The organism is Nocardia sp. NPDC005825 (assembly GCF_040630175.1).
In the GTDB taxonomy this organism is placed as follows: domain Bacteria; phylum Actinomycetota; class Actinomycetes; order Mycobacteriales; family Mycobacteriaceae; genus Nocardia.
On the sequence record NZ_JBEXXC010000001.1, the window covers coordinates 454,374 to 466,439 of the forward strand.

Consider the following 12,066-nt stretch of genomic DNA (forward strand, 5'->3'; position numbering starts at 1 on the left):
AGCCGCCGGAACACAGCAGACTTACATGTTGACATTCACCGGTGATTTGTAACACACTCGCGGGGCTCAACTGATGAGGGAGGGGCCGGCGATGACCGATCACGCGCGTGTGGCGCAGGAGTTGCTGCGGGACAGTAGCCAATTCAAGTGGTATGTGATCCCGTTGTTGCTGGTCGTCATCTACGTGTACGCGACCGAGGTCGAGCGGCGGAACTGGAACGTGCTGTTCGCGGGTCTGGCGCTGTGGGGCATGGATCTGTTCAACGAGATCTGGAATTCGCTGGTGTTCCACGGCACCGGGCGGGCGCCGGTGTGGGGCGCGACCGGGCCGACGGCCTATCAGATCCTCATCGGATTGAACATCGAGATCTGCTTCATGTTCGCCATCATGGGCATCGCGGCGGCGAAGATGCTGCCGCCCAAGGAGACTCGCATCCTCGGGCTGCCCAACCGGCCGGTCCTCATCGCGCTGAACTCGGCGGCCGCGGTCGGGGTCGAGGTGCTGCTCAACAAGGTGGGCGTGCTGACCTGGGACTGGTCCTGGTGGCACGCGGGCTTCCCGTTCCTGATCTGGCTGGTCGGCTACGTGCCGTTCTTCGCGGCCTGCTTCTTCGTGTACGACCTGCCGACCGTGCGGGCCAAGGCCATCGCCGTCGGCGCGATCCTGGGCGTCGACGCGCTCGCCATCGCGGTCTTCGGCACCCTCGGGTGGCTGTGATGACCGACCTGACCCTGCGCCACGGCGTGCTCGCGGCCGCCGCCGGACTCGCCTTCACGCTGGCCGCGCCCCAGCAGGCCGCCACCGCCGCCCCCGCCTGCGATCTGCTCGGCACCGTCGGCACCCCCGAGCCGGGCGCGGACGAGACCACCACCGGCCTGGACGCGTTCCCCGCCGCTCCTGTCGCCCTGCCGGATCGGGTCCTGCTGCGCGGCACCGCGGAGACCTTCAACCGCCGCTGGTCCTTCGCCACCCGCGACGGCGCGATCTACGTCAAACCGGCCGCCGCGCAGGGCGGTTGGCGCACCCTGCCGCTGCCGGGCTGTCTGGCGGGCCGCGTCGCCGGGGTCTCCGCGGACGACGACGAGCTGATGGCCATCGATGTCGACGGCCGCTTCTTCACCATGGACCGCATTCTCAGCGCGCCCAAGGACTGGAACTGGTCCAGCCGCTACGGCTCCCCGCTGTGGACCGGTCCGGGCAATACGCTGCCGCCGGGCACGACGGCGTGGACCTGGTCGGTGCTCTCGCCCAATGAGGACCACGTGTGGCGCGATATCGCGGGCAACGACCACACGGTGGGCGGGGCCAAGGTGTCGCACGTGTACGCGCTCACCGACGACGGCCATCGCATCCACTACGTGGACCCGTGGCTGCCGCTGGACCACAGCTACGAGATGTCCACCCCGGCCGGCGGCCGGTTCCGGGCGGTCGGCATCTCCACCAGCGGCTCGACCACCCTGGTCGTGAACCGTTTCGGCGACCTCTACACGCGCCTGTACGACTTCGACATCTCCGGCGCCGACAAGGTCTTCTTCCGCTACTCCTACGAGGACCAGCGCGGCCGCCCCGAAGCGCCCGACATGCTCTCGGAGCGCATCGACGACCACTACGCCGCGATCCAGCTGCCCGCGCCCGAGTGGACCACGCAGCCCAAGATCCCCGGGCAGATCACCGACCGGGTCTCGGTGCACAAGACCGGGATCGGCTCGGCCGCACGCGAACTGCGCGTGGAGGGCGTCGCCGACGGGCGCACCGGGTACTGGGTGAAGACGCTGACCGCCGAGCAGTGGGACTTCGTGCCCACCGACCAGGCGCTGGCGGGCAAGATCCTGGACAACACGCCCACGGACCATTCGGTCGACGACAGCGTGCCCGTGTCCCCGTACACGTATGCGGGCACGACGCCGTCGGGTGTGGGCGCGCGGATCGAGAACTTCGATCTCGCGGTCTCGCCCACGCCACTGCGCCTCGAGTTCGCCGACGGCAGTCGGCTGGATCTGATCCTGCACACGGTCGATGGACTCCGCCAGACCGTGCAGGCCGCCGGAATCACCGATCAGCCACGGGGTTTCGACGGCAGCATCGAGGTCCCCGCGGCCACTCTGGCGACGCTCGCCGAGCAGCCCGACGCGGTCCGCCAGTTCGTGCGGACCACCCTGGGCGACCGTCGTTTCACCGACACGGCGGTCCGCGTCACCACGACCGGCTTCGCCGTCGACGCCCTCGCGGTGACGCTCCCCCGCACGCACTGACGACGGAGAACAGCTGTCCGACCGGGGAATCAGAGGTCGGGCAGCCAGTTCCCGTGGAACCCGTGCGGCACCCGGCGCGGCAGGTGGATGGTGCCGATCGGCTCGGCACCGAGGTCGTCGGCGTCGAGAATGACCAGGTCACTGCGGTTTTCGGCGGCATCGTAGACGTAGGTCATGAGATAGCCCGCACCGCCGGGTGTTTCGTCGGCCGCCGCGAACGCGGCTTCGGCGGGCACTCGGCCGGGACCGAAGTCGTGGACGGTGCTCGACCCGGTGTGCAGGTCGTAGCGCAGCAGCGCGCCGGTGCCGCCGCCGGAGACCGAGGCGTGGCCGTAGCGGGCGTCGAGCCCCGCCAAACGGTCGTCGATGCGCGGGAATTCGGCGATCCGGTCGTCGATCCGTTCCTCGCGGACGGCTCCGGTGGCGAGGTCCAGGGTCCAGCGCCACAGGTTCGCACCGGTGTCGAAGCCCTGTGTGGTGTCGCGCCACATGCTCGGATACCGCATGGCGTACAGCACGATCCGGCCCGCGTCGTCGTGGGCATTGAGGGTGTGGAAGACGTAGCAGGGGTCGATGTCGAACCAGCGCACCGGGCCGTGCGGGTCGTCGCGGCGCAGCACGCCGATGCGCGCCTGGTAGTCGTCGCTCCACCGGAACGGCATGGCCCCGCCGGACATGGCGGTCTGCATGTCGAACACCACCGGCAGATCCAGGAACAGCACATGCTCGGCGGTGAGCGCGAAGTCGTGGTGCATGGTGGCGGCCGGGACGTCGATGACGCGGCTGAGTTCGAGATTGCCTGCGGCGTCGGCGCGGTGGTAGGTCAGGTACGGCTCGAGGAAGTCGTAGCCGAAGAAGTGCAGTTCCCCGGTGACCGCGCAGGTCTTGGGGTGCGCGGTCATGGCGGTGGTGAGCTTGCCGTCGAAGTCGTAGGGGCCCACGGTGTCCAGCTCGCCGGTCAGTTCGTAGGGGAACGAGGATTCGACGAGGGCGAAGCTGCGGCCGGCGTGCCGGACGATGTGGGTATTGGCCGCGCCCGCGGCGAAGTCCCGGTTGCCCTGCGCGTCGATGCCCTGCGCGCCGTCGGTGAACCGGGTGGTCCGCACCCACCGATTGCGGTAGGAGACAGCGCGTCCGCCTTCGAGGCGCACCCCGTGCACCATGCCGTCACCGAAGAACCAGTGCGGGGAGGCGGCGTCGTGCGGGTTGGGCCCGTTGCGCACATACCAGCCGTTGAGGTCCTCGGGAATCGTTCCGGTGCAAGGCAATTCGTAGGCGGTGATCTCGTCGGGGACGGGAGCGTAGTTGCCGGAGAGATGAGGAGGAGTGGTCATGATCGACACCTGTCTGCCCGAGCAGCGGGGTGCTCACGGCTGCGACATTCCAGTTCTGACATGTCCAAGATTGAGCCTCCAGTTCCGACATGTCAATAGTGGAATGTAAGCTGAGTCCATGAGTCTCCGGTACGCCCTGCTCGGATTGCTGTCGGACGGTCCCGCCAGCGGCTACGACCTGCTGCGCACCTTCAAGCTGTCCCTGGCCAATGTCTGGCCCGCGACGCAGAGCCAGATGTACACCGAACTCACCAAGCTCGCCGACGCCGAACTCATCGCCGTCACCGACGAGGGTCCGCGCGGGCGCAAGGAGTACACGATCACCGCGGCCGGGCTCGAGGACCTGCGCACGTGGCTCACCACCACGACCCCGAAGGAGGTGCACCGCGACGAGACGCTGTTGCGGGTCTTCTTCCTCGGCGTCATCCCGCCGACCCTGGCCCGCGCGTATCTGACCGATATCGCCGAGCGGGCCGAACGTGAGCACGCGAACCTGCGCGAACTCGAACAGGACATCGACTGGAACGACCGCGACCTGTCCCGCTACGGCCACCTGGCCCTGGAGTACGGGGCGCGCGCCACCGCCCTGAAGGCCGAATGGGCCCGCTGGGCGCTGGAAAACCTACCGCCCGAACAGGATTGAACCGCTACAGGCCGAGTCCGTGCGCCAGCACCGGCCACGAGGCGGGCAGTTCGTCGTCCCAGTAGCCCCACGAGTGGGTGCCGTACGGGTGCAGTTTCACGGTGGCGGGGATGCCGAGCTCCTCGAGCCGGTCGCCCATGGCGCGGGTGCACTGATCGGTGGCCGCCTCGAGAATGCCGCCCACCAGGATCTGGTTCGCGAGATTGTCCCCGGCCCCGGCGAAGTGTTTGTCGAGGACCTTGTCGTGAGGTCCGGGCATGCCGTTGCCGCTGGACAGGTACAGGTCCAGGCCGCGCAGTCCCTCGGCGTGCAGGTACGGATCATTGGCCGCCCACTGCGGGTCCCCCGACGGCCCGTACATATTGATGGCGTCGCCGCCGCCGAAGGCGACCGTGATCCGCACGAACGCCTCCCCGATCGGATCGGCGATCCGCGCGCAGCCGCTGTAGGCCGCGACCGACCGGTACAGCCCCGGTTTGACGATCGGCAGTTGCAGCACCGAGGTGCCGGACATGGATACGCCCACCAGCCCGTTCAGGCCGTTCGCGCCGAGCGCGGCATCGATGAGCGGCGGCAGTTCCTCGGTGAGGTAGGTCGTCCACTTCATGACGCCCAGCCGCGGGTCCGGATGCCGCCAGTCGGTGTAGTACGACGCCGCGCCGCCGATCGGCTGCACGACATTGACGTTCTTGTCGGCCAGGAAGTCGAAGGCGTTGGTGCGCTGATCCCACGACGCCGCGCCCTTGCCGCCGCTGCCGCCGCTGAGCATGTACAGCACCGGCCGCGGCACGGAGGTGTCGGCCGGGCGCTGCACATCCACCGGGAAGTCCATGTTCATGGCGGCGGAATGCACGGTGAACTGCAGGTGCCGATCGTCGATCACGCGGGTTGCCACGATCCTCGATCCGTCCGCCGCGGCCTCCCCGCCGCTGCCGGTCGAGAAGGGCAGCGCGTCGGGTTCGGCGTTGGCCGCGAGATCGAAGGGCGTCGAGGTCAGCGCGAGCAGTCCCGTCGCCGTCATCACCGCCGCACTGCACATGATCGAGCGGAATCGCACGTCCGGGGTTTTCCTGGTTCTCGCATGCCGCGCCGGGTTCGCATCCGGGCGGGGGTGTTCTCCGACGGCCATGGCCGCCCACGGCCCGACAAACTGCGCATCGGGCACGCGGCGGACAGTCTGGCACACGCCGTCGAACGGCAGGTTGCCGGATCGTTGCGTGCACGGAACAGCTAGCGCACCGGATCCCGAGGCGCGAGTGAACTCGGCGCGTTACCCGAGAGTCAGGAGTTTCGCCGTCCCGGACACGACGGTCTGGCTCTGGTCGATCAGCGCGACCCGAACCTGAACGGGCGCACCCTTTTCCAGGGCCGGCTCCCCCGCGGCCGGGCTGAGCGCCACGGTGGCGGTGTGCTGGGACCCGTCACAGGTGAAGGTCATCTGCGCACCGGTGGCGGCGGGCCGGTCGGCACTGGGATCGCCGACCATGGCTTGGATACTGCTGACACCCGCCGAGGACTCGCAGGTGTAGTCGATCGCCACCGACGTCGCGGCGGCGGAGGTGACCGCGATCGAATTGGCGGCCAGGGCGGGGGCGGCGGTACAGACCAGGCTCACGCCCAGCGCCGCGAGCGCGGAGACGGACAGGGCGGAGCGGTACCGATTCCGGATGGTGACCATGGATATTCATGCCTCCTGGGTGAGGGACGTGAATCACTGAACACACTCGGAAAAAGACGCCCGGCCAGTATGGCCGGGCGTCTCCAGGGCCCAGCGCGCGGGTCCCCGCGCCCGGGAGAACCGCACCGCCCGGCGGGTCACCGGGCCGGGCGATGCGGCGGTCGATCAGAAGCGAGTCACTCGCCCGGGTTCAGCACCACCGGCAGGCTGGTGTGGCCGTTGGAGATGAAGCTCACGATCGGGGTCAGTTCCGCCGCGGGCGTGGCCAACCGGAGGTCGGGGAAACGCTCGAACAGCGCGGGCAGCGCGATCGCCGCTTCGAGGCGGGCCAGCGGGGCGCCGAGGCAGTGGTGGGCGCCGTGGCCGAAGGCGACGTGCTGGTCCTTGGTGTCGCGCCGGATGTCGAATCGGTCGGCCGTCTCGCCGTGGATCTTCGGGTCGCGGCTGGCGCCGGCGTAGGAGGCGAGGATGGCCTCGCCCTTGGCGATCACGACGCCGCCGACCTCGACGTCCTCCACCGCGTAGCGCAGCGGCAGGTGGGCGACCGGCGCCTGGTAGCGCAGGGTCTCCTCGATGACGTCGTTCCAGGACGCCTGCTCGCCGACGACGGCGGCCAGCTGCTCCGGGTGCGAGAGCAGCGCGACGATGGCCTGGCCGATCAGGTTGACCGTGGTCTCGTGGCCCGCGTTGATGACCAGCATCAGCGTCTCGACGAGTTCCTTGTCGGTCAGCTGCGAGCCGTCCTCGTCACGGGAGGCGATCATGGCGGTGGTGATGTCGTCGCCCGGGTGCTCACGGCGGTAGGCGACCAGTTCGCCGACCCGCTCGTACATCTCCAGGAAGTTGGCCATGGCCTCCTCGGCGGTCAGCGACCCGTCGAAGAAGCCGTCCACGCACTTGTGGATGGCGGCGTCGAGGTGCTCGGGCACCCCCATGAGCCCGCTGATCACGCGGATCGGGACCGGGTAGGCGTAGAGCGAGCGCAGGTCCGCGGTCGAACCGGCCGGGAGCTCGGCGAGTTCGTCGAGCAGTTCGGCGACGATGGCCTCGATGCGCTCGCGCATGGCGGTGGTGCGGCGGTGGGTGAAGGCCGGGGAGACCAGCTTGCGCAGCCGGCGGTGGTCGGCACCGTAGGCGGTGAACATGTTCTCGACCGCGACCCAGGGCAGCAGCGGCCAGGCCTCGGTGATCTCGCCGTTGCGGAATGCCGCCCAGTGCTGGCGCGGGTCCTTGGAGACGCGCTCATCGGTGAGCAGGCTCTTGAGCACTTCCTGGTCGGTCACCGACCACGCTTGGACGCCGCCGGGCAGCTCGACCAACGCGACGGGGCCCTGCTCGCGAATCCGGGCGGATTCGCCCTGGATATCGGTGCCGGTGACATCCAGCACGATCGGGCTCTGGGACATGAACAGCTCCTTCTACACCGCGCGCAGCGCGGGACTGATCGGAAATTCGACCGGCAGTGCCACCATGGCGCGGTGGAACGGGCCCGGACGCCAGGAGATCTCGTCTTTGCCGACGGCCAGCACGATGTCGGGCAGCGCGTCGAGCAGCTGGTCGATCGCGGTCTGCGCGACCAGATACGCCACCGAGCGGGCGGGGCAGGCGTGCGGGCCCGCGCCCCAGGCCAGGTGCGAGCGGTTCCCGGTGCGGTCGCCGCCTGCGATCTCGGGATCGTTGTTGCAGGCCGCGAGGCTGATCAGGACCGGCTGGTGGGCGGGCAGCCAGGTGGTGTCGATGAGCACCGGCTGACGCGGGTAGCTGATCGAGAAGTTGGCCATCGGCGGGTCGTTGAAGAGGACCTCGTCGAGGGCGTCGCGGGTGGAGAGGCTGCCGCCCAGCATGTCTCCGCCGAAGCGGTCGTCGGTGAGCATGAGCAGCAGCGTGTTGGCGATCAGGTTCTGCATCGGCTCGAGACCCGCGCCGTAGAAGCTGACCAGCTGGTACAGCATCTCCTCGTCGTTGAGCGCGGCCGGATGGTGCGCCATGCGGGAGGTGACGTCGTCACCGGGCTCGGCGCGGCGCAGCGCGATCAACTCCATGAGCGCTTCGGCCAGGGTCTGCATGCCCCACGCGGCGTTGACGGTGTCGAACAGCGCGGCCATACCGGTGGCCACCCGCTGCCCGATATCGGCCGAGCAGCCCACCACCTGGTTGAGCACCTCGAACACCAGCGGCAGCGCGTAACTCGACACCAGGTCGGCGCCGCCCTCGGCGGCGATCCCCGCGATCAGCGGGCCCGCGATCTCCTCGACGGTGGAATGCACCGCGTGCAAGTCGATTCCGTCGATGGCGGCGGAGTAGGCCTGCCGGTAGCGCAGGTGCTCGGCGCCGGCGTTACGCAGCGCGTTCGGGTACCACTGCATCATCGGCCGGATCGGCGAGTCCTCGGGAATGGTCTCCTGCCAGACGCGCGGGTCGGCGGGAAAGTGCTCCGGGTCGTTGAGGATTCGTAGGGCGGTCCGGTAGTTCACGACCAGGGTGGCCGGAACGCCCGGGGACAGTTCGATGGGCACCATGGAGCCGTGGCGGCGCCGCATCTCCCGGTAGGCGGCGTGCGGATCGGCCGCGAATTCCGGTGTGCCCAGCAGGATCCTGAGCTCCTCGGGAGCGACGCCCGCTCCGCCGCGAACCGGACATCCCTGAACCCCCGCGAACCCGCCTCGCGACCCTGTCGTGTCCACGACCGAAACTCCCTATCGACGAACAACTTTCACCGCGCCCCACCGAGCCTTCCCGATAGGGCCACCGCATCGCAGACTAGCAGCCCCGCAGCACACCTACCGATTTTGTGAAACACCAACGGCCGCCGGGACTCCTCGATCGGGCCGCTATTCCTCGACGATCGAGGTGATCAGGCTGCGGCCGCTCACCGTGCGGGTGGTGACCGTCTGGGTGAACGCGTCCGGCAATTCCCCGGGCCGCTGCTGCATCACCTTGACCGCCCAGTGCTCGTCGTCGCCGGGGGTGATGCGGCCGACCTGCACGCAGTAGCGGGTGCCCACCGGCAGCGAATCGATGCCGGTCTGAATGGTCGCCGGATTGGCCACATTGGAGGCGTCGCCCGCGACGAATTGGCTTGCCACCGAGCCGGAGCGGAGCACGTAATACGCATACTGGAAGGCCAGAATCGCGTCGGGGCCGCTGGCGATGCCACCCGGATCGGTGCCGGTGATGCTGTCGGGAGTACGGCGGGTCTGGCAGCCGTCCGCGGCCGCGGCGGCCGACGGATTGACCGACGTGGGCACCGGAGCCGTACTCGCGCGGGCCGGGGCCGAGGTGCGCGGGCCGGTCGTGGGCGCGGCCGAATCCTTCGAACTCGGTTCCATCAGAGCCGAGAGCAAACCGACCGCGGCGGCGGTGGCGCCCACCGCCACGACGACCGCGAGCACCACCAGCAGGGTGCGCGACCGTGCCCACGGCTCCGACTCCGGCACGGCGGCGTGCCGGTTCTTGTCGCGCGGGTTCTTCGCCTTGGGCGGCGGAACCGCCGGCGCCGACCGCGATTCGGTGAGCACGCCGCTCACCGCCGCCGACAGCTCGGCGCAGGTGGCGTAGCGGTGGCGGGGGTTCTTCGCCATGGCCCGCGCCAGGATCGGGTCCAGGGCGGCGGGCAGGGAGGGATTGAGCGCGTGCGGCGCGGGCACGGGGGCCTTCACGTGCCGGTAGATCAGCCGGGGCAGGTCGGTGTCGGCGTACGGAGGTGTGCCGGTGAGCATTTCGAACAGCGTGCAGCCCAGCGAGTACACGTCGGCGCGGCGGTCGACGCGGGCGTCGTCGTTGAAGCGTTCCGGCGCGGTGTACTGGAAGCTCGCGACCACCTCGCCGCGCCCGGTGATGCCGCGGACCTCGTGCCTGGATTCGGCGATGCCGAAGTCGGTGAGCAGCGCCCATTCTCGCGGTTGCGCGGTGAGCAGGATATTGGCGGGTTTGACGTCGCGGTGCAGTACGCCCGCGTCGTGCGCGTAGTCGAGGGCGCGCGCCACGTCGGCGGTGATGGCGGCGGCGCGGCGCGGTTCCAGGGGCCCGGCGAGCAGTTCGGCCTCCAGGTCCGAGCCGTCGACGTAGGCCATGGCCAGCCACAGCCGCCCTTGCTCCTCACCGCGCGCGTAGATGGTGACGATGTTCGGATGGGCGAGCCGGGCAATGATATTGGCCTCACGCAGGAACCGCTGCCGGGTCTCGGCGCTATCCCCCGCCACCACATTGAGCAGCTTCAAGGCGACGAATCGGGGCAGGTCCCGGTCGTGGGCCAGGTACACCTCACCCATTCCGCCGACGCCGAGGAGCCGCTCGACCCGATACCCGGCGAAGGTCACTCCCGGCCGGAGCTGCTCAGCCAAACAATCCTCCCGATTCACCTGCACCGCAGACAATACCGGGACCGATCGGCGGCGGGAGGAACGGTTCGGATCGGATGCGGCGGGGCGCGGGTGCGCCGGGATTTCCGCTGGCTAGGGTGGGTGCGACCAGCACCGCACCCATTCGGGAGGCCCATTGACCGCCGCCGCGCGACCGCGCATCGTGGTGGTGATGGGCGTGGCGGGATCCGGCAAGTCCACTGTCGCAGGCTTGGTGGCGCGGACGCTGGGCTGGGATCTGCTGGAGGGCGACGACCTGCACCCGTCCGCCAATCGCGCGAAGATGGCCGCCGGTCGACCGCTCACCGATGCCGATCGCGCCCCGTGGCTGGCGGCCGTCGCGGAGTGGATGTCCGCGGAGTTCGCGGCGGGCCGTTCGGGAGTCGTCGCCTGTTCGGCCCTGAAACGCTCCTATCGGGACGTCCTGCGCGCCGGCCGCATCGGACACCCGGACGCGGTCCTCACCTTCGTGCACCTCACCGGCTCCCGAGAAGTACTGCGCGCCCGCCTCCTCGCGCGCACCGACCATTTCATGCCACCTGACCTGCTGAACTCGCAGCTCGAGACCCTGGAGCCACCCGGCCCGGACGAGCGGGCGATCACCCTCGAAATCGATCGTCCGCCAGCCGAAGTCGCCGCCGCCGTGCTGGCCGCCCTGCGTTCTCACAGCTGACCCGAAGCTTCAGCTCAGCTTCAGGCCGCGTCTCTACCATCGACGGCGTGTACGCACCGAGAATCGCCGCCGCGGTCCTGCTCTCCGCCGTGTTCCTGGCCGCGGGGTGCACGTACCCGCGGGCTCGCGCGGCGGCCGACACCACGGTCACCCTCGAATTCGGCGGCCTGCCACGGCAATACCTCGTCCACTACCCCGCCAACCGGCCGCAGGGCCTGCTGCCCGCGGTCCTCGCCTTCCACGGTGGCGGCGGCACCGCCCGGAATCTGGCGGAGACCTCCGGCTTCGACAAGCTCGCCGACACCGAGGGCTTCATCGCCGTCTACCCCGACGGCTACGAGAAGTCATGGAACGACGGCCGCGGCGCGGACACCACGGCGGGCGCGGCCGGAATCGACGACGTGGGTTTCGTTGCGGCGGTGATCGACCGGCTGGTCGGCGGCGACGGCGTGGACCCGTCCCGGGTCTATGCCACCGGGATGTCCAACGGCGGCATGTTCACCGAACAGCTCGGCTGCCGGCTGTCGGGGAAGCTCGCCGCCATCGCCCCCGTCGCGGGGCCGCTGCCCCAGGCGGACGAATCCGACTGCACCCCCGCCCATCCCCTGCCGGTGCTCGAGATCCACGGCACCGCCGACCCGATCGTCCCCTACGACGGCGGTGTCGTCCGGGTCACCTCGGGACGGCACGGCGCCGGCACCAGCCCCGTGCTGTCGGTCGACGCGACCCAGCAGTGGTGGCGCGAGCGCGTCGGCTGCGCCGACGTCACCACCACTCAGCTCGCGCCGCGCACCGACGACGGAACGTCGGTCACGCTGCGGACCGCCGACTGTAGGAACGGATCCGCGGTGCAGCTCTACACGGTCACCGGCGGCGGCCACACCTGGCCGGGTGGTCCGCAATACCTGCCCGAGGCCATTGTCGGCAAAGTCACGCACCAATTCGACGCCGCCGACGTGATCTGGCGATTCTTCGCTCGATTCTCGGCATAACCGCCGGTCGAACACTGGACAACCAGGACTTACCGGTACCGTGGGCCAATGGCCGCCCTACAGTTTGCCTGTCGGTAACTCTCGTATGAAACAACCAACGCCTGAGCGACGGATGGTTCCATGAGAGGTGGG

The 12,066-nt window shown here is 69.5% G+C and carries 11 protein-coding genes; 5 read left to right on the top strand and 6 right to left on the bottom strand.

The genetic code is table 11. The features are described from left to right. Positions 1–91: 91 nt before the first annotated feature. Together ABZ382_RS02160 and ABZ382_RS02165 are read left to right on the top strand one after the other, a co-directional pair. The gene (locus tag ABZ382_RS02160) at positions 92–718 is read left to right on the top strand and encodes a hypothetical protein (protein ID WP_357082581.1); all 627 of its coding nucleotides are present in this window, start codon (positions 92–94) and stop codon (positions 716–718) included. Continuing rightward, positions 718–2,253: a hypothetical protein gene (locus tag ABZ382_RS02165; protein WP_357082584.1), complete on the top strand. Its 1,536-nt coding sequence runs from the start codon at positions 718–720 to the stop codon at positions 2,251–2,253. Before ABZ382_RS02160 ends, ABZ382_RS02165 begins: the two co-directional genes overlap by 1 nt. Positions 2,254–2,282: 29 nt before the next feature. On the opposite strand, the gene ABZ382_RS02170 is transcribed toward ABZ382_RS02165, so the two are convergent. Beyond that, positions 2,283–3,587, bottom strand: coding sequence for a carotenoid oxygenase family protein (locus ABZ382_RS02170; RefSeq protein ID WP_357082587.1), 1,305 nt, complete (start codon positions 3,585–3,587; stop codon positions 2,283–2,285). A gap of 118 nt (positions 3,588–3,705) precedes the next feature. Between ABZ382_RS02170 and ABZ382_RS02175 the strand changes: the two genes are divergently transcribed. After that, positions 3,706–4,230, top strand: coding sequence for a PadR family transcriptional regulator (locus ABZ382_RS02175; RefSeq protein WP_357082590.1), 525 nt, complete (start codon positions 3,706–3,708; stop codon positions 4,228–4,230). A 4-nt stretch (positions 4,231–4,234) separates the two neighbouring features. Here the strand turns inward: ABZ382_RS02175 and ABZ382_RS02180 are convergent, their stop codons facing one another. The 5 genes from ABZ382_RS02180 to ABZ382_RS02200 form a co-directional block, all read right to left on the bottom strand. After that, positions 4,235–5,287, bottom strand: a complete 1,053-nt coding sequence (locus tag ABZ382_RS02180) for an alpha/beta hydrolase family protein (protein WP_357082593.1) — start codon at positions 5,285–5,287, stop codon at positions 4,235–4,237. Positions 5,288–5,500: 213 nt separating this feature from the next. Next, positions 5,501–5,908: a hypothetical protein gene (locus ABZ382_RS02185; protein WP_357082596.1), complete on the bottom strand. Its 408-nt coding sequence runs from the start codon at positions 5,906–5,908 to the stop codon at positions 5,501–5,503. A 176-nt stretch (positions 5,909–6,084) separates the two neighbouring features. Then, positions 6,085–7,314 (bottom strand): cytochrome P450, encoded by a 1,230-nt coding sequence (locus ABZ382_RS02190; protein ID WP_357082599.1) that lies wholly within the window; start codon positions 7,312–7,314, stop codon positions 6,085–6,087. A 12-nt stretch (positions 7,315–7,326) separates the two neighbouring features. Then, positions 7,327–8,592, bottom strand: coding sequence for a cytochrome P450 (locus ABZ382_RS02195; protein ID WP_357082602.1), 1,266 nt, complete (start codon positions 8,590–8,592; stop codon positions 7,327–7,329). A 147-nt stretch (positions 8,593–8,739) separates the two neighbouring features. Continuing rightward, a complete protein-coding gene (locus tag ABZ382_RS02200) occupies positions 8,740–10,251 on the bottom strand; it encodes a protein kinase (RefSeq protein WP_357082605.1) in 1,512 nt (503 codons plus the stop codon). Between the two features lie 190 nt (positions 10,252–10,441). Here ABZ382_RS02200 and ABZ382_RS02205 point away from each other — a divergent pair, with 190 nt between their 5' ends. Together ABZ382_RS02205 and ABZ382_RS02210 are read left to right on the top strand one after the other, a co-directional pair. Continuing rightward, entirely contained in the window at positions 10,442–10,942 is a 501-nt protein-coding gene (locus ABZ382_RS02205) for a gluconokinase (RefSeq protein WP_357083985.1), read from the top strand. A gap of 47 nt (positions 10,943–10,989) precedes the next feature. Continuing rightward, positions 10,990–11,934: a PHB depolymerase family esterase gene (locus ABZ382_RS02210; protein ID WP_357082607.1), complete on the top strand. Its 945-nt coding sequence runs from the start codon at positions 10,990–10,992 to the stop codon at positions 11,932–11,934. The last annotated feature ends 132 nt before the right edge of the window (positions 11,935–12,066 follow it).